Annotated in this window: 13 protein-coding genes and 1 tRNA gene; 9 read left to right on the forward strand and 5 right to left on the reverse strand. The window is 37.2% G+C overall.

The window, feature by feature from the left end; genetic code table 11:
- Position 1 precedes the first annotated feature (1 nt).
- A complete protein-coding gene (gene crtID, locus EK417_RS05320) occupies positions 2-1,492 on the reverse strand; it encodes a bifunctional phytoene desaturase/3,4-desaturase (RefSeq protein WP_136521539.1) in 1,491 nt (496 codons plus the stop codon).
- A gap of 46 nt (positions 1,493-1,538) precedes the next feature.
- Positions 1,539-2,198, reverse strand: a complete 660-nt coding sequence (locus tag EK417_RS05325) for a MarR family winged helix-turn-helix transcriptional regulator (RefSeq protein WP_076597698.1) — start codon at positions 2,196-2,198, stop codon at positions 1,539-1,541.
- 532 nt (positions 2,199-2,730) lie between these two features.
- On the opposite strand from EK417_RS05325, the gene EK417_RS05330 reads away from it, so the two are divergent.
- The 6 genes from EK417_RS05330 (at position 2,731) to EK417_RS05355 (ending at position 9,458) form a co-directional block, all read left to right on the forward strand.
- A tRNA-Arg gene (locus EK417_RS05330) sits at positions 2,731-2,802 on the forward strand.
- A gap of 376 nt (positions 2,803-3,178) precedes the next feature.
- On the forward strand, positions 3,179-3,532 hold the full coding sequence (locus EK417_RS05335) for a hypothetical protein (protein ID WP_110366043.1): 354 nt from the start codon (positions 3,179-3,181) through the stop codon (positions 3,530-3,532).
- A 188-nt stretch (positions 3,533-3,720) separates the two neighbouring features.
- Positions 3,721-5,973: a TonB-dependent siderophore receptor gene (locus EK417_RS05340; RefSeq protein ID WP_228457889.1), complete on the forward strand. Its 2,253-nt coding sequence runs from the start codon at positions 3,721-3,723 to the stop codon at positions 5,971-5,973.
- Positions 5,974-5,976: 3 nt separating this feature from the next.
- Positions 5,977-7,422, forward strand: a complete 1,446-nt coding sequence (locus tag EK417_RS05345) for an ABC transporter permease (RefSeq protein ID WP_076597700.1) — start codon at positions 5,977-5,979, stop codon at positions 7,420-7,422.
- Entirely contained in the window at positions 7,423-8,769 is a 1,347-nt protein-coding gene (locus EK417_RS05350) for a DUF3526 domain-containing protein (RefSeq protein WP_110366041.1), read from the forward strand.
- Complete coding sequence (locus EK417_RS05355) at positions 8,763-9,458, forward strand: ABC transporter ATP-binding protein (protein WP_136521541.1); 696 nt, start codon at positions 8,763-8,765, stop codon at positions 9,456-9,458. The genes EK417_RS05350 and EK417_RS05355 overlap by 7 nt, the downstream gene beginning before the upstream one ends.
- A gap of 85 nt (positions 9,459-9,543) precedes the next feature.
- On the opposite strand, the gene EK417_RS05360 is transcribed toward EK417_RS05355, so the two are convergent.
- Positions 9,544-10,851 (reverse strand): cryptochrome/photolyase family protein, encoded by a 1,308-nt coding sequence (locus EK417_RS05360; protein ID WP_136521542.1) that lies wholly within the window; start codon positions 10,849-10,851, stop codon positions 9,544-9,546.
- Positions 10,852-11,039: 188 nt separating this feature from the next.
- On the opposite strand from EK417_RS05360, the gene EK417_RS05365 reads away from it, so the two are divergent.
- Complete coding sequence (locus tag EK417_RS05365) at positions 11,040-11,282, forward strand: hypothetical protein (RefSeq protein ID WP_136521543.1); 243 nt, start codon at positions 11,040-11,042, stop codon at positions 11,280-11,282.
- Positions 11,283-11,637: 355 nt separating this feature from the next.
- Here EK417_RS05365 and EK417_RS05370 read toward each other — a convergent pair whose 3' ends face one another.
- Positions 11,638-12,795, reverse strand: coding sequence for an MFS transporter (locus tag EK417_RS05370; protein ID WP_136521544.1), 1,158 nt, complete (start codon positions 12,793-12,795; stop codon positions 11,638-11,640).
- Between the two features lie 191 nt (positions 12,796-12,986).
- Here EK417_RS05370 and EK417_RS05375 point away from each other — a divergent pair, with 191 nt between their 5' ends.
- Positions 12,987-13,637 (forward strand): GNAT family N-acetyltransferase, encoded by a 651-nt coding sequence (locus EK417_RS05375; protein WP_136521545.1) that lies wholly within the window; start codon positions 12,987-12,989, stop codon positions 13,635-13,637.
- A 258-nt stretch (positions 13,638-13,895) separates the two neighbouring features.
- Entirely contained in the window at positions 13,896-17,237 is a 3,342-nt protein-coding gene (locus EK417_RS05380) for a DEAD/DEAH box helicase (RefSeq protein WP_136521546.1), read from the forward strand.
- A 96-nt stretch (positions 17,238-17,333) separates the two neighbouring features.
- Here the strand turns inward: EK417_RS05380 and EK417_RS05385 are convergent, their stop codons facing one another.
- Entirely contained in the window at positions 17,334-18,644 is a 1,311-nt protein-coding gene (locus EK417_RS05385; RefSeq protein ID WP_136521547.1) for a GEVED domain-containing protein, read from the reverse strand.
- Between the last annotated feature and the right edge of the window lie 35 nt (positions 18,645-18,679).

The raw sequence follows: 18,679 nt of genomic DNA on the forward strand, positions 1-18,679 counted from the left end.
ATTAATTTAGTTTTAGTTTATTAACTTCAGATGCTACAATTTTTCCCGAAATAACTGATGGTGGTACTCCGGGACCCGGGACAGTTAACTGCCCAGTATAAAAGAGATTACTGATATTTCTGTTCCTTATTTTAGGTTTTAACACCGCTGTTTGGGATAAAATATTGGATAAGCCATAGGCATTTCCCTGATAAGCGTTATAATCTGCAATAAAATCACTTACACAGTAGCTCTTTTTATATTCAATCCTTGATACCAGATCGCTTTCTCCGGTATGCTTTTCAATTCTTTCAAGCATATTCATCAAATATTTTTCCCTGAGAGATTCTTCATCATGTATTCCCGGCGCCAGAGGCAGAAGCAAGAAAAGGTTTTCACAATCTTCAGGAGCTACTCCCGGATCTGTTTTTGAAGGACAGCATATATAAAAAAGCGGTTTTGAAGGCCATTTTTTATTTTTATAAATACAATTTATATGATCGTCCAGTTCATTTTCAAAGAAAAGAGTATGGTGTTTCAAATGGGGAATTTTTCCTTTGATTCCCAGATAATAAATTAAGCATGAAGGAGCAAAGGTTTTTGATTCCCAATAGGCATTATTATAGTTCCTGAGGGATTTAGGAATTAATGTTTCCGTATGATGATAATCTGATGAAGCGATGACTGCATCAAATTCATAATCTTTACCATTTACTTTTATTGAGGAAATCTTTCCGTTTTGAGTATAAAGTTTCTGAACCTCATGATTAAAATGAAAAGTTACCCCCTGTTTTTCTGCTACTTTTTTCATGGCCAAAACAAGCTGATAAAAGCCTCCCATCGGGTATTTCGTTCCTAAAACATAGCCTCCGTAATTCATAAGACTGTAAAGAGCAGGAATATTTTGCGGGGAAGCTCCCAGAAAAATAACAGGAAACTCCATCAGAGACCTTAATTTTTCATCAGAAAAATACCCTGATACATATTTTCGGAAGTTACTCAGAAGATCAAGCCTGAGGGCACTGCCGGCAATTTTTAAAGAAGCAAACTCCAGCCAGCTGTAACAAGGTTTGTTAACAAATTCCTTCATTCCCACTTCATATTTAAATTTTGCTGATTGCATAAATTTATCATACTTAACAGCTGCTCCCGGCTCTATCTTTTCGAACAGCTCGCGGATTTCATCATTTTTCTCAGGAACTGAAATTTTCTCTTTTGAAAAAACCATCTCAAACTGAGGGTCTAAAGAAACCAGTTGAAAAAAATCAGAAACTTTATAATTGAAATCAGCGAAAAAACTTTCAATAATATCAGGCATCCAATACCAGCTGGGTCCCATATCAAAGATATATCCTTCATTTGTTTCAAATTGTCTCGCCCGGCCACCGGGCTGATTATGCTTTTCAAATACATGTACTTCATTTCCTGATTTTGCAGCATATGCAGCCGCCGAAAGTCCGGAAAATCCAGAACCTATAACCGCGATCTTTTTCTTTGAATTTCCAGTATCCATTGTTATTTAATTAATAGTTTTACAGAGCTTTTAAGACTGACTGAGCTTAGTTAAGTTTTTTACAGGCAATATCAATCAGATCCTTTGTTTCCAGATTCATTCTGTACACAGAATAGTGAAATTCATCCAGTTTAGACAGGATAGAAATGAGCAGCATTCTCTCTGATTGATTTAAATTTCCTGTTACTAACCGAGAAGCTTTTCGAATTTCATCCATGTGATTATTCAATATTATCAATCCTTGTTCGGTGATCTGAATTTGCTTTATTCTTTTATCTTTTTGAGAGGCAACCTGCTCCACCCAGCCATTACTTATTAAGCGATTAATAACAAGGATCCCTGAAGATTTTTCATGTACATTATACCTTATCAATTCCATCTTTGACATTGGTCCCATTGTTTTCAGGCTTATGAGGTATATAAAATCATCCTGGCTTGAGAAAACTGAATTATTCATTGCAGAACGGGAGTAGGATTTTGCATACCTGCTCATTCTTATTAATAATGTATTGATGACACTATCAGAACTTCTTCCCAGTTCTCTTCCTATCCAATCCGGATCTTGTATCTCAGAATTCGTTTTTTGAGAAGCCTTGATCCATTCTGTAAAACCATGAAGATCATTGCTATAGATAGCTTTTTCTTCATTTTCTTCTACAAATTGCTGAACAATTTCTACAACTGATTTTATTAGATCAAAATTCATAGCAAACAAATTAGTATACAAATATACTTAAAAAATGAAACAAAGTACATTAATATACTTTTTTTAATCAAGCAAAAGTATAAAATACTGTTTTTCAATATATTAATTTAAAAATAAACAAAAAATGAGTAAATATTAAAGTGTATAAATATACTTTAATATAAAAATGGAAAGATTATTAAACTATTTATGGTTGAAAATATATCTTAAAAATCATTCTTGTCTGATTAAATTAAAGCATTATTAACAGATCGCTCCTCCGGAGCTTTATTTTTTACGGGACTTCGTTTTTTCTACTAACATCAAATCCTGATGGGATCAAATCAAGTTCTTATGAGAACTGACTGTTAATAGAAAGTATTTGTTCTAAAATTACAGCTTCGGGAGAGCGGCCTGTTAATTCATACCATAAATATTGATATTTTAAATGTATTTATACTTTTTATCGGACAGTAATTCTTAAAAATATATAAAACACTCAGTAGTTTAAACTATTCCGGTGAATAATTTGTAATTTTATGATTTAAGCTAAGGCCCTATAGTTCAATGGATAGAATAGAAGTTTCCTAAACTTTAGATCCAGGTTCGATTCCTGGTGGGGCTACAAATCAAAAGCCTGAGCCATTAAAACTAAAAAACCTCCCGATTCATCGGAAGGTTATACTGTAATTTGTCAGAAATATGAAATTTTCAATGCCCAAATATAATCAAGTGTCTACATCATCGAATATGATCTCAGTCATATCGTAAAAACTATTTCTAATTTAATAAATTGCAGGTAAACAATACCTGAATTTCATCCCTTATTTTATGAAAATGTTTGATTTATAGCAAAGCAAGTTAGAGAATATAATTGCTTAAGTAGAGTGATGTCAGACTTTTTTATTTACCTTTACACAAAGTGAAAACTAAAAACATCCGTTACTTTTCCTTCACGATTCAATTTTTATCAAATTTAATTGTACATTTGTTTTCCAATTATGCAAAAATTTCTCAGAGTCTTTTTTGTCTTTTCTTTACTCCTGATATTTATTTCAAATGTCAGTGGTGTTACCACATGTCTTGATCACCACAGGCACGCCAAAAGTAAAGTAATTTATAAAAAGGATTCAAAAGAAGAGAAAATTCCTACCTTTTCACAGGACGACGAATGTCAGTGTGCACTTCATATGCATATGACCAATATTCTTCTCCCTGAACCTTTGAATTTAGATTTTACCATTAACGCGAGCAATGATGATGAAATGCCACAACCAAAAGCCATTTCATATCGTTGTCTTCTGGACTTTTTCAGCTCCAGAGCTCCCCCAGCCGTATTCTCTGTGGCAGCATAATCTATGCTGTCTTAATATTTTGTTTACAGATTTTATAGTCTGTACTGTAATTCCGTGGATACCTAAGTCTTAATATTCTTAAGGATATCCTTTTATTAATGGGCACATTCACTGCCCGTACATCCCTGTTCATGATTACCAGTAATTTTAATTATTTGGGAATATTTCATTGCATTTCCCTAAATCCTGTGAAACTTTTCAGTGTAAGTTTCATCATATCAGCATCATTTCTGCATGCTCAATCCAGTTCTGAAGATTCATTATCTACAGTAGTTCAAACCGTTGAAGTTATCGGAAGAAAATCCAAAGATTATACTTCCGACTATTCTTTTGCCGCCACTAAAATTGCGATGAAAAACAAAGAACTACCATTAACACTTAATACCGTTACCAAAGAACTGATCACCGACCGTCAGGCTTTTCAGCTTGGAGAGGTCATGAAAAATGTAAACGGAGTTTCTCGTTCCAGCTACTATAATCAATACAACATCCGCGGGATCAGCCAGAATGAGGAAGGCCAGATCATCAATGGAATGCGGACAAGACAATATTATTTTTTACAGCCTATGACTTCCAATATAGAACGTGTGGAGGTTTTTAAAGGTCCGGCAAGTATTACCATGTCCAGCGTAGATCCCGGAGGAACGATCAATATGGTTACCAAAAAGCCATTGTCAAACCCTCGTCACGAAATTAGTTTATCGGGAGGTAGTTTTGAAACTTATCGTATCACTACAGATCTTACAGGTCCTTTAAATAAGAACAAAACCTTATTATATCGTTTCAACGGAGCGTATCAGAATGCTCATTCATTCAGAGATCATGTCAAGAACAGCGGTATTCTGATCTCACCTTCTATCACTTTTGTTCCAAATGAAAAAACATCCGTGAATGTGGAAATGATTTTCAATGATCTTCATGGAAATCTGGATCGTGGACAGCCTATTTTCGGGGCTGTCGCAGGAAAAACAGATTTGTACAGCACTCCGAGGTCTTTGAATCTGGGGGCTCCGGATGATTTTTTTAAAACCAGAGAGCTCATAATAATGGGAACTGTTGCCCATCATTTTAACCAATCCATCAGTTTTAATGCTTCTTATATGAAGCAATACTGGAGAGAAAACCTGCAAGAACACAGAACAACTAACTCTTTTGTGCCTGATATGGATAATAAACCGGTTTCCAGTCTTGCTATGATGCAGTTTGTGCAGAGAAAACAAAACTGGGCAACAGATAACATTAATGCTTATTTTAATTTTAAATTCAAAACCGGTTCTGTTCTGCATCAGGCCTTGATAGGCTATGATAACCAGATCTGGGAAAAACGTAAAGGCGGACAACAAAATGCTGCAAGAGGTTTTCTTTTGAAAAACGGTTCTATTGCTTCTTCTTATAATCCTTTAAAAGCTTCAGAATATCAAACCGTAAATTATAATGGAACAATCATTCCTAAGCCTAATGTTACGCCATTTGATCTGAATCCGGGTGCTGCCAACTATCAGGGTGCTGATTTTAATACGCTTAATATAATCACACCTTTAACTTCCGCTCTTACGACTACCCATGCAGCTTATTTCCAGCATCTTTTTACCTGGAAAAAGTTTACAATATTATCGGGAATCCGTCAGGAATGGTTTCAGGATATCACCAATTTCAAAGAAACCAATGAGACCTCTTTTAATAATAACAAACTTCTTTACAGATTCGGGATCACCTATCGTTTAACCGATAATATCAATGTCTACGGAACGTATCTTACAGGCTATCAGCCCCAGTCCAATACGGTAACATTGATGCCTAATACTTCAAGTCTTACAGGATCTGCAGCAAGATTTAAACCTTTAACTTCTGATCTTAAAGAACTGGGAATCAAAGCACAGCTTTTTGGCAGGATTTCATTGAATCTTGCAGTGTATGAAATCTACCAGAGAAATATTTTAATCAATGCCAATAATCCTTCAGAACCTGATGAGCTTGTACAGCGCGGGGCAGACCGAAGCCGCGGATTTGAAGCAGAATTTTCCGGTCATATTCTTCCTCAGTGGCATATTTACGGAGGCTACAGCTATATTGATGCTAAAATACTGGATGATACAAACAGTGATCTCGTGGGAAAAAGGAAAGAAAACACTTCTAAAAATTCTGTGAATATCTGGACTCGTTACAATTTTTCAACTATAGAATTCCTGAAAGACTTTGGAATCGGTGCCGGAATGCTTTATCAGAGTTCTAAAGTTCCATGGTTCACAAGAAGTTTTGAACTTCCTGCCTATACTACAATAGATGCTGCTTTATATTATACTCCCAAAAAAACAGTCCAGCTCTCTTTTAATCTGAATAATATCACGAACAAAGTATACTGGATTGGGGCTCAGAACTACTTAAGATTATTTCCGGGAACTCCAAGGAATTATTTACTAACTGCTACTTATAAATTTTAAATTATGGCTATTTCAAACTTACAACTGATGGTGAGAAAAACCTGGCAGGATTTGTTTAAAGGAAAACAGAATCTGCTCACCACTATTGCTGTAATCCTGTTCTGTATGCTGAGTATTGGCATAGGATATACAAAATACACGGACTCTTTTTCAAAAATAAAAGAATACAGGAAAGCAGTCAGGGAAAGCTGGGAACACAGACCGGATAAGCATCCGCACCGTATGGCTCATTATGGTTATCTGGTTTTCAGAATCGGGCATCCTTTGAATATTTTTGATAACGGACTGGATGATTATCTGGGAAATGTCATATTTCTGGAAGCCCATAAACAGAATACTGCCAACCTTTCGGAAGCGGGAAGTTCTGGTACTTTGGTCAGATTCGGGGCATTTAGCAGTGCATTTATTTTGCAGAGCATTGTTCCACTGATTATACTTTTTTTAGGATTTGGATTAATTGTACAGGAACGTGAGAATGCCACTTTAAAGATCATCAGTGTGCAGGGAGCTTCCGGAAGGGATATTATCTGGGGGAAAATTCTTGGACTCTGGCTGTTTTCTCTTTGTTTTCTGATTCCGGTTATTCCTGTTGTTTTCATGGCTGCATTAATGTCAGAAACTACAAATTCTACGGATATTCTATTACGCTTATCATTTATCCTGCCTGCTTATATGATCTATTATTTTTTTATCTGTACGTTGACCGTTGTGGTTTCCGCGAACAGTAAAAATACCTCATCAGCGTTGATCAGCCTTATTGGTTTCTGGCTTCTTTTCATAATCGTTTTGCCTAAAGGAATTCAGTTTGCAGCACAGAATATATATCCGGCTCCTTCCCGTATTGCTTTTGAAACCACTCTGGAAAAGGATATTCTAAAATCGGGAGACAGTCATAATCCGGATGATCCGCATTTCAAAAAGATCAAAGATTCTTTACTGGCAAGGTATCAAGTGAAAACAACCAATGAACTTCCTTTCAATTACGGAGGATTCGTCATGAAGGAAGGAGAAAAAATAAGTTCACAGATTTATATAAGACATCAAAAGGAATTGCAGACCATTTACAACAAACAGCAAAGTCTGACAGATTTTTCAGGACTGATTAATCCTGCGATTGCTATTAAAAACTTCTCCATGATTGCTACAGGTACAGATTTCTTTTCTTATAACCAGTTTCAGGAACAGGCAGAAGAGTATCGTTATCAGATGGCCCAGCATCTAAATGATTTACAAATTGAGCAGATCAGCAATATTAAACCGGAAAACGGCGGACCGCCTGCTGTCATCGACAAACATAACTGGGAAAAGTTTCCGGACTTTCAATACCGGTATACTTCTGTTTTGAACAGTATGAAACAACAGCCAGTACCCGCAGCGGCATTAGTTTTATGGATGGCTGTCTGCATTATTGCAATTGAACTCAGTGGAAGAAAATTAAAATTAATCTAAATGAACCGTTATTTATATACCCAATTTTACCGTAACAAAGCCTATATCATTGCACTGCTGTTTTTATTGATAGCCGGACTGATGGCTATTTATACCGGAAAAAAATTTCTGGACAGAAACGAAGATATCATCTCCAAAAGCGGAACATTTCAGAAAGAAAGTATAGAAAGAAACACAAAATTTCATAAAGATGATCTGGGACTGGTGCTTTATTATATTAAATTCAATCTGGTGAATGAAACGCCCAAACTGGCAGCTTTAAATATCGGAATGCGTGATTTAAATCCCTCTATTCAAGGGGTTACCATCAGGAATCTTGAAGAACAGCGTTATAATGCGGATTTTTATAATCCCGCCAATGCAGCAGTTGGAAATTTTGACTTTAGTTTCGTTGTTGTTTTCCTTTTTCCACTGGTAATTGTGGCATTCTGCTATAACCTGATTTCTGAGGAAGAAGAAAAAGGAACCTGGAAGCTGCTTTCGGTTCAGAGCAATAATTTACAAAAGCTTCTGGATCATAAGATGTTCATACGTCTTTTGGCTGTGACAGTTGTTTATCTTGCATTAATTATCATCGCTTCGGTATGGATTAAAATACCTTTAGATTTCTATTATATCGCTTTTATCATCAGCGGCTGGCTTTATATTTTATTCTGGTTTACCCTTTGCAGATGGATTATTTCCTTTCGGAAATCATCAGCTCAGAATGCATTAATTCTCCTGACTGTATGGGTAGGAATCAATTTCATTATCCCGATGAGCAGTAATATCCTGATACAGAAGCTCTATCCCGTTCATGAATCCCTTAAAGCAGTGATGGAACAGAGAGAAGGCTATCATAATAAATGGGATGAGGCTAAGCAGCCAACCATGGAAAAATTCTACAAAGCCTATCCCCAATACAGAAATTTCACCGTGGAAGAAAATGCTGCATTCACCTGGACCTGGTATTATGCCATGCAGCATATGGGAGATCTTGAATCTGCGAAATCATCGGAACAATACACAGAAAAAATGCAAAAGCGGAATCAGGCGGCAACTTATTTGGGTTATCTTCTTCCGAATCTTCATACCCAGCTTACAGAAAGTCATCTGGCGAAATCTGATATGCAGAATCATTTACAATATGCTGCATCACTCAAGAGATTTCATGAGCAAAAACGGCTGTTTTTCTACCCTCTTATCTTCTCCGGAAAGAATGCAGAGTCCATTAACTGGTCACAACAGACCATACAGGTATTCAGATTTTCTTCATCTGTTAAATGGATACAGATCATTCTTCCCTATCTCATCTTTATTGCTTTATTTATCATCCTTTCACAATACAAATTCAGAAAACTATGTTAAAAACGGTCAACCTACATAAAAAATACAACGATTTTACAGCGCTCCATTCTCTTAATCTGGAAGTAAAGAGAGGAGAAATTTTTGCGTTACTCGGACAAAACGGAGCGGGTAAAAGCACAACGATCAATATTCTTCTCGGGCTCATCAAAGCTACTTCCGGGGATGCTTTCATCAATGATATTTCGGTAAAAGAAGAACCTCAGCAAATAAAAAAACATCTCGCTTATATTCCTGAAACCGTTCTTTTATATCCTAACCTTACCGGAATAGAAAACCTTGATTTTTTCTCCAAAATTGCAGGATTCGACTATCAAAAGGATGAATTATCTGCATTACTTAAACGCACTGGTTTGCAGGAAACCGCCCATCAAAAAGCATTAGGAGGATATTCCAAAGGAATGCGGCAAAAAGTAGGTATTGCCATAGCTCTTGCAAAAGATGCAAAAGTGCTTCTCCTGGATGAGCCTACCAGCGGACTGGATCCTATAGCAACAGCAGAGTTTACAGAAATTGTCCGTCAGCTGGGCAAAGAAGGCAGAACTGTTTTAATGGCAACCCATGACATCTTCAATGCTGTAAGTGTTGCTACCAACATCGGCATTATGAAACAGGGAGAACTCGTACAGAATTTACCTTCGAAGGAATTTACAGCAAAGGAATTACAGGAGCTGTACCTGAAAACTATCTGATGATTCCGTTACTTCGGTGAGTAACTTTTCATATTAAATATCAATTGGTTGATGCCCGGTGACAATTTGTTACCGGGCATTTTGTTTATCCTGATATTGATGTCAGTGCTTTCTTATACTCTGATAACACTCTTTCGCGGGCAAAAGCATGTTCTACTATTGGCTTAGGATATGCAGAGGTACCCCACTCCGGAATCCATTTTTTGATATACAGTAAATCTTTGTCAAATTTTTCCATCTGGGCGGTAGGATTAAAAACCCTGAAATAAGGTGCGGCATCACAGCCGGAGCCTGCGGCCCACTGCCAGTTTCCATTGTTTGCAGACAGATCGTAGTCGTTCAGTTTTAAGGCAAAATAAGCTTCCCCCCAACGCCAGTCGATCAGCAGATGTTTGCATAAAAAACTCGCAACAATCATTCGTACCCGGTTATGCATATAGCCCGTCTGATTCAGTTCTCTCATTCCGGCATCTACGATCGGATATCCTGTAGTTCCTTCGCACCAGTGTTTAAACTCATCTTCATTATTCCGCCATTGGATATTATCATACTGCTTTTTAAATGATTGATGAACCACCTGTGGAAAATGATATAAAATCTGCATAAAAAACTCACGCCAGATCAGTTCCGAAAGCCATACCGCATTATGCTTCAGGGCAAAATCCACGCATTTCCTGATGCTGATGGTTCCAAAGCGTAAAGCAATTCCGAGTTGTGTGGTGTGCTGCAGCGCCGGATAATCACGAAATTGGTCATAATTATCTATAATGGAGGCATCCAGAAACGGCTTTTTACAATCAAAATCCGTTTTTTTGAAACCAATCTCTGTTAAAGTAAGAATCTCAGAATATTCCTGTGTAAAGAAATTTTTAAAATCCAATTCAACAGATTGATAATGTTCAGGAGTTAAGGCTTCCCGCCATTTCTTTGCAAAAGGGGTGTAAACCGTGTAGGGTGAACCATCTTTTTTAATAATCTGGTCTTTATCAAAAATCACCTGATCTTTATAAGCTTTAAAAGGAATATTCTTTTCTTTAAAAAAATAATAGATTTCTTTATCACGTTCAATCGCCTGAGGTTCATAATCACGGTTGCAAAAAACACCTTCAATAGTATATTCTTCGGATAATTTTCTGAATAGGTCTATCGGCTTACCATAATACGTATTGACTTTTGAGTGGTATTTTTTCAATGTAATATTGATGTTCTCCAAAGCCTGATGGATATAATCTACCCTTCGGTCTTCTTTATCCTGCAGCTTTTCAAGAATATCAGTATCAAATATAAATATGGGTATTACCGGTGCATCAGACTGCAGAGCGTGGTGAAGTCCTATATTGTCTTCCAATCTCAGATCACGCCTGAACCAGAAAATGGTGATTGTATCTTTCATAATAGCTTAATTCAAATTCATCGATCATTCCTGCTTTGGAATGACTCCATAACGAAGGATAAATATACAGATTTTAGCACATTAATATTTTTAACAATTTACATTATTCGACTTTATCATTACAGTTTACATGATGATATGAATTAAAATTTTCCGACATTTGCCCCAATTATAATTGAAGCTTAAGCATGGAAGAATTTGAAGTACCGGTAACCTACAAGGGTAAAGACATGATTTTCAATGGAAAGCTTGCTACATTTTCTTACGGATATAAGCTTTACGTAGATGTAGATGGAATTGAAGTTGTTATTGAGCGTGATGATCACGGTGACTTAAGGGCTCTTCTGCCGGATGCCGCTTCAGAAAAAGATATAGACAAGGGGCTTATTGAAGCTATTATTGAAGTGTTTAAAGAGCTTCAGGTTTTATAATTCGTGCTGACCCCAATGAGATTCCGATAAATTTGGCTTCTCTTCCTTTGGCTCTGATCATGATTTTCGTTTCCATTGCCAAAATCATACTGTTGAAAAAAGAAACGCAGTGATAAGAATCAATGCTTTCATAACGGGTCTGATTTTATTGACTATCCCTTTAATTAATACTCGATATTAATGATTAACAAAGGTTTTCTTATTGATAGCCCTTCGACAAGCTCAGGGTGACAAACCGGATACCAATCGAAATTTTTAAGTGTTGTCAGGCTGGATCTGTCGAAGCTATTATTGCTAAAAGGGACAGGTCAAAAAATATGATAGATTTAACAATAAACAATGCAGAAAAGATTCATTATGACTTCCTGAATACTTTCATCTGCCCCGCCATTAGGGCCAGTAAAATTCCAAAACAGGCAAAAAGACCGTAGGAATATCTAAGATCAAAGCTTTCTGCAATATACCCGATAAGAGGCGGCCCCATCAGAAATCCTAAAAACGAAATACTGGAGACAAATGACAAAGCAATGCTTGGAGCTACCGTGCTCACTTTTCCTACGGTACTGTAAACGGACGGCACGCTTAATGAACTTCCAAGGCCAATAATCATGAAAGCAATAATGCAGATCCACAGTTCCGGAAAGAAAACACTTAGAAAAAGACCTCCGCTCATCAATAAGCCACAACATTGCAGAACAATCTTTTTTCCATATTTCTCAATGATTTTATTTCCAATAAATCTGCCTAAAGTCATCATTAAGATAAAACTTGTATATCCCAGTATGACAAGATTTTCAGGTGCTTTAACTATTGTTTGAAAATACACCCCGCTCCAGTCGAACATTGCTCCTTCAATCGCCATACTCAGAAATCCTATAATTCCCAAACCAAACAGTGTTGGATTCACAGCTTTGAATAGGGACCGGGTCTGCGGCTCCGCTTTATGGATGATATTGGTAAGGTTTCTTTTACTGTAGAACCAAAGGATTCCCACCAAAATGAAAATAACAGCAAAATGGTAAAAAGTTCCCACTTGAAAATTAATCATCAGTAAACCGATTACTGCACCTGTAAGACCTGCAAAACACCAGGCTCCATGATACGAAGAGAGAAGCGTTCTTTTCGAGATAGATTCTATTTCAATAGCCTGCGTATTGATAGCAATATTGCACATGTTACCGGAAACTCCAAAGAAGAACAGAAAAATGCCTAACGTCCAGTAAGAAGGGGACAGACCAATTAATAAAAGAAAAAAAGGATAGAGTAAAAAACATCTTTTAATAATCCCGCTGCTTCCGTAAATACTAATCAGTTTTCCGGCCAAAACCATTGTGGAAAGCTGTCCTATCGGCATAAGAAGCAAGAGTGTTCCCAGCTGTGCTTCGTTGATGGAAAGAGCCGTTTTAATGATAGGAATCCGGCTCGCCCAGGAAGAAAAAACAAGCCCATGGGCAAAGAAAAGTAAAAAACAGGCTGTCGGCATTTTTGCATTAAAAGGTGCGCTCTCATTCATTATATCAGGGTAATAAAAATTCCTTTTGCAAATTTAAACACGTTACGTCATTAAAATGTAGTTCATTTTTGTCATTTTTATGTTCCATTTTAACCAATAACATTAATACAGACTTTATCTGGTAGAAAATCACCTGATTTTTTGAACACCGATATTCATTTTTTGTTAATTTCGAGGGATAAAAATAAATCATGAAAGAAAAATGGATTCCCTATCCTACCATTTTGGAAGGAAAAACAGTTGAATTAATTCCTCTTGAAAAACAGCATTTTGAAGAATTATACGCTGCTGCATCAGATAAACAACTCTGGAAACTGATTCCTACAGACTGTTCAGAAGAGACAATGTTCTATAAAACCTATGAATTTGCCTTATCAGAAAGAGAAACCGGGAATCAGTACCCGTTTGTAATACGTCATAAAGAAACCGGAAAACTGATTGGCTCCACCCGATTTTTTGAAATATTTCCTGCTGACAGAAAACTGGAAATCGGATGGACATGGATCACTAAAGAATTCTGGGGAACCGCTATCAACCTTGAATGCAAATTACTACTGCTCAGCTTCTGCTTTGATGTATTGAAAACAAACAGAGTACAGTTGAAAACGAAAGACGATAATTTCAGATCGCGAAAAGCAATTGAAAAGATCGGCGGTGTATTTGAAGGTATTTTACGTAAAGACAAAGTTCTCAGCAATGGAAGTACAAGAAATGCAGCATATTACAGTATTTTGGATGATGAATGGACAACTGCAAAATGCAAGATTGAATCTTTGATCAAAGAAAAACAAAAGCAGGACAAAAACAATAAACAGACAAAAAATAAAACACCAGATATTTGAACCGGATGTTTTGTATTAATTGAAAGATTGCGTGTAACTCAGAAGTGTTTTATCTGTTTTGAAATAATTGGGCTGCTGCTTTTCCTAATCCTGTAGAAGCACCTCTTATAAAAATTGTTTTCATTTTTCTTGGTTTAAAATTACAGGATAAAGTTCAGCATCAGGACTCACACGGGAGTCGCCAAAATGGGGCAAGCTGTAGCCAAAACGGATGCTGAAATACATTTGTTTTTTGTAAGTTTGTCTCCATCTATTTTTATGGCAGAATATATTCTTGATAAGATCAATATCAGTACACTTTCCGTATATGACCTGCTGAAACATACCTCAGACAGCGCGTTTATCGGATTAACGGATTTCCGTGAAATCTATCCGGCTGCTATTGAAAACAATACAGGAATATTTACCAAACAGTCTTCATTACAGGATTTCCCGGCAGTTACCATCAGTAAAATAAACAGCACCCTGATTTGTTCCTGTACCTGCGACAATGAAAAGAACATGCTTTGTTCTCATCAGACAGAGGTCATTCACAGCATTATTGAGAATAAAAATTTCCGGTTGTTTTTTGATGAAGCACTCCGCAAAAAGACCTTTCTTACTAAAGCCAAAGGATATGGCCTGGAAAATGAACCGGATCTGGATCAGTATTTTGAACTGGTATACAAGGATGATAAAATTGAAATACTGCCTAAGATCAAGGAAATGCTTCCTGTAGACGATCTAATGCAGACTAGGGAACTTCTTCCTCAATCTTCTTCCCAACTTGATCAGCTGGCCATGCTGGAAACAGGTAAAAAGATGATATTGGTTATCGGAAAGCACCGTTATTACAACCATATGACGTTTTCGCTGATGAAGGCAGAAATTACACAGACAGGAAAAATAAAAAATCCGGTTAGTCCCACAGATGCCCTTCAGCTGATATGGAAAGCGGAAAAGCCTGCAGACATTAAATTTTATACTGCCATTGCCTCCTTTCAGAATAATTATAATGAAGATTACAATCCGTCAGAACTGGAAGCTTTAAAACTTATTGTACAAAATCCTCTGAAACTGGAAGTCTATTATCACGACCGGGAAATGGCAGAAACAGTTTCTTCAAAATCACTTTTTCCGATTGAATTAAATACTTTAGATGCGGAGGTTCAATTGTCTGTATTTAAGAAAGATCCGTTTTTTGAAATTACCGGAGAATTGCTGTTTAATGATATTTCCATTCCTTTTAAAAATATTGTTCTCAGAAATGAGTATTTCGTCTATAACCGAAACATTTTCAGCTTTGTAGACGATCCGGACATGCTCAGAATTATCCGGTTCTTTAAGGCCAATAATGAAATTTTACTGGTTCATTCTTCAAAATATGAAGCGTTTATGCAGAACATTCTCTCTGTTATAGAAGAACGTATTCATATAAATTACAGTTATATACAGACCGCAACAAAAGTACAGCTTGAAGACAAGAATTATCAGACTGAAAAAGTCATTTATCTTCGCCAGCAGGAAAATTATATAGGAATTACTCCCGTCATGAAATACGGTGATGTAGAAGTTCCGGTGTATTCCAGGAAGCAGCTCTTCGATACGGATCAGAATGGTAATCCTTTTAAAATAGAAAGAAATGAATCAGCCGAAGCCCGTTTTACTTCATTGGTGATGCAGCAGCATCCTGATTTTGAAGAACAGATGGATGGCTATCAGTATTTTTACCTTCACAGGGATAAGTTTCTGGATAACAACTGGTTTCTTGACGCATTTGAAACCTGGAGAAATGAAGGAATTATCATATTGGGCTTTAATGAATTAAAAAACAATAAATTAAATCCTCATCGGGCAAAAATCAATATTCAGATTACCAGCGGACTGGATTGGTTTAATACTAAACTGAAAGTGGGATTTGGTCCCAAAGAAGCTTCTCTGAAACAGCTTCACCGGGCCATCCGGAATAAGAGTAAATTCGTTCAGCTGGATGACGGCAGCATGGGAATTCTTCCTGAGGAATGGATGGAAAAAATTTCCGCCTACTTCCGTGCAGGAGAAATTGATGAAGAACTTTTAAAAATTCCGAAAATCAATTTTACGGAGGTGACGGCACTGTTCGAAAAAGAAATCCTGAGCCAGGAGATTCAGGAAGAACTTACCTCCTATTCCACCAAGTTTTTAAAAGTAAAGAACATTCCGGAAGTAGCTGTTCCCGCTGATCTGAATGCTGAACTGAGAGATTATCAGCACGACGGTCTGAACTGGCTTAATTTTCTTGACAGTTTCAACTTTGGAGGATGTCTGGCTGATGATATGGGGCTTGGAAAAACCATCCAGATCATTGCTTTCATCCTTTCTCAAAGAGAAAAACGAGGCCATACCACCAACCTGATTGTCGTTCCCACTTCCCTGCTTTTCAACTGGCAGGAAGAGATGAACAGATTTGCTCCTTCCATAAAAGTTCTGCTTCATTATGGTGCAGACCGGCCAAAAACAACGGCTCACATGCCTGAATACGAGGTTGTTCTTACTACGTATGGAATGCTTCTTTCGGACATTCAGTTTTTGAAAAACCTTAATTTCAATTATGTATTTCTGGATGAGTCACAGGTGATTAAAAATCCAAATTCAGAAAGATATAAAGCAGCACGTCTGCTACAATCCAGAAACAGAATTGTATTAACGGGAACACCTGTTGAAAACAGCACTTTTGACCTCTACAGCCAGCTCTCTTTTGCCTGTCCGGGATTATTGGGAAGCAAACAGTATTTTAAAGATATTTATGCCATTCCTATTGATAAATTCGAATACAGCAAACGTGCCGTAGAACTTCAGCAAAAGATAAAACCATTCATCCTCAGAAGAACCAAAAAGCAGGTTGCCAAAGAACTTCCGGAGAAAACTGAAACAGTCATTTACTGTGAAATGAATACGGAACAGCGCAAAATCTACGATGCCTATGAAAAAGAGCTTCGTGAGTTTATTGCGGCTAATGATGAAGATGATCTGAACAGAAACAGCATGCATGTTCTTACGGGACTTACAAGGCTCAGACAAATCTGTAATTCCCCTGTTCTGATGAAAGAGGGAAATTCCGGTGAAAATGCCGTTAAAATCGAAATTCTGATGGAACAGATCCTGGGGAAGTCCAAAGATCACAAGATCCTTGTTTTCTCACAGTTTGTGGGCATGCTGGATCTCATAAAGGCAGAACTGGAGCGCCACAACATCCAGTTTGAATATTTAACGGGTCAAACTAAAGACAGAGGGGAAAAAGTATCGAATTTCCAGAAAAATAAGGATATACGCATATTTCTGATCAGCTTAAAGGCCGGAGGTGTGGGTCTCAATCTTACTCAGGCAGATTATATTTACCTTGTAGACCCATGGTGGAATCCTGCCGCCGAAAACCAAGCTATTGACCGAAGTTATCGTATAGGACAAACCAAAAATGTAATTGCTGTACGAATGATCTGCTCCAATACCGTAGAAGAAAAAATTCTTACGCTGCAGAAAAAGAAAAAAGAACTGGCTCAGAATCTGCTGACCACGGACGGAAAGAAGCTTCAGGGACTTTCCAGGCAAGATCTTATGGATTTACTGGCATCTGAATCATAATACAAGTTAAAAGCCGACAAATAAAAAACCGACAGGTAAAGGACCTGTCGATTAAAAAACAAAAATTGATATGGATATGATTTAGATATGATGTGTCTATTTTTTAATAATCTTTTCTGTAACTGTTTTCTGATCTTTAGTCTGAATTTTAATCAGATAGGTTCCCGGAACAAAGCTTTCCATAGAAACCGTCATAGAATTACCTTCCAGCATCTTTTGTCCGGACATATTGTAAATTTCATATTTCGCTAATCCTTCTTTCATTTTAATTGTCAATGAACCTGAGGTAGGATTCGGATATATTTTCACCTTGGCTGATGCCTCTTTGGAAACTTCTGATGTTGAAAGATTTTCAGGCTGAATATTTAATGTATAATCCTCTGCCTGACCAATAAACCAATCTGAAGGACACGGAAGATTCTTCAAAGCTCCCATCCATGAATTGGATTCATAGGCTTTTACCAATCTGAAACGGGTTTCTCCCAGCTGTGCTCCTGCCGGAATGGTGATATTACCTGTTGTAACTCCGGATTGCTGACCAGGAACCGGATTGGAGTTATCCAGATAGCCCAGATTAAATTGCTCATCAGCATCAAACTGATTGTTATGGTTAAAATCAATATAAGCATAGGCAGATACGGTAATCTGGCCATGCGTACCTCCTGTAACACTTATAGGATAGCTATTCCCACGGTTGACATTGAAAACCGTTGCTGTGAAGTTTTCAAGTACATCAGAATTCCCATCGAGTGCACTGTTTCTAACAACTCCGGCAAATTCTACCGTACTGATCTCACTCACGGTCAAATTTGTAATATTTTCAGTACCACAGTAAGGAGCAGGGAAAGTTGGGGTATTCCCTGTGATATTGACTGTATAATCCTCTGTCTGTCCTGCTCTCAAGCTGCTGTCACAAGCTGAACTTATAGAATTAGCTGCTGCCGGATTTGAATAAGCCTGAACATTGGTATTCTTAAGAACTCTCATCCTTGTACTTCCACTGGCAGCATTCGCAGGGATTGCTATAGTGGTATTGATTGTAAAAGCATTGGCCGGATTGGCTGCTCCAAGTCTTCCGATATAAAAGCTTTCTCCTGCATCATCAAAATTTCCGTTCTGATTAAAGTCTATGAAAACAACTACATCACTGGGAAATGTACTGGATGGTCCTTCCACAGATATAGGATAGGAATTTCCCGGCTGCAGATCTGTAGATATTGCGGTAAAGTTCTCATAAATTTGTGCATTTGAGGAATTGACTGGTGATGAATTATTAATCGTTCCGAAAGTAACATTGCTGATCATATTGCCGTCAGCTCCATACTGAAAGGTTGGCATACAGTATTGCAGCTGTGCATTCATAAGCGATGCAAGTACAATACCAGAAAGAGTAGTTATTTTTTTCATTTTCTTTATTAAATTTCCTGAGACAAATTTATATT

Origin of the sequence: Chryseobacterium candidae, from assembly GCF_004916905.1 — a bacterium.
Classification (GTDB): Bacteria; Bacteroidota; Bacteroidia; order Flavobacteriales; family Weeksellaceae; genus Chryseobacterium; species Chryseobacterium candidae.

What these genes read in the sequence shown, in the direction of transcription:
- crtID (WP_136521539.1), bottom strand. Translation starts at nt 1,492, where the DNA reads ATGGATACTGGAAATTCAAAGAAAAAGATCGCGGTTATAGGTTCTGGA.
- EK417_RS05325 (WP_076597698.1), bottom strand. Translation starts at nt 2,198, where the DNA reads ATGAATTTTGATCTAATAAAATCAGTTGTAGAAATTGTTCAGCAATTT.
- EK417_RS05335 (WP_110366043.1), top strand. Translation starts at nt 3,179, where the DNA reads ATGCAAAAATTTCTCAGAGTCTTTTTTGTCTTTTCTTTACTCCTGATA.
- EK417_RS05345 (WP_076597700.1), top strand. Translation starts at nt 5,977, where the DNA reads ATGGCTATTTCAAACTTACAACTGATGGTGAGAAAAACCTGGCAGGAT.
- EK417_RS05350 (WP_110366041.1), top strand. Translation starts at nt 7,423, where the DNA reads ATGAACCGTTATTTATATACCCAATTTTACCGTAACAAAGCCTATATC.
- EK417_RS05355 (WP_136521541.1), top strand. Translation starts at nt 8,763, where the DNA reads ATGTTAAAAACGGTCAACCTACATAAAAAATACAACGATTTTACAGCG.
- EK417_RS05360 (WP_136521542.1), bottom strand. Translation starts at nt 10,851, where the DNA reads ATGAAAGATACAATCACCATTTTCTGGTTCAGGCGTGATCTGAGATTG.
- EK417_RS05365 (WP_136521543.1), top strand. Translation starts at nt 11,040, where the DNA reads ATGGAAGAATTTGAAGTACCGGTAACCTACAAGGGTAAAGACATGATT.
- EK417_RS05370 (WP_136521544.1), bottom strand. Translation starts at nt 12,795, where the DNA reads ATGAATGAGAGCGCACCTTTTAATGCAAAAATGCCGACAGCCTGTTTT.
- EK417_RS05375 (WP_136521545.1), top strand. Translation starts at nt 12,987, where the DNA reads ATGAAAGAAAAATGGATTCCCTATCCTACCATTTTGGAAGGAAAAACA.
- EK417_RS05380 (WP_136521546.1), top strand. Translation starts at nt 13,896, where the DNA reads ATGGCAGAATATATTCTTGATAAGATCAATATCAGTACACTTTCCGTA.
- EK417_RS05385 (WP_136521547.1), bottom strand. Translation starts at nt 18,644, where the DNA reads ATGAAAAAAATAACTACTCTTTCTGGTATTGTACTTGCATCGCTTATG.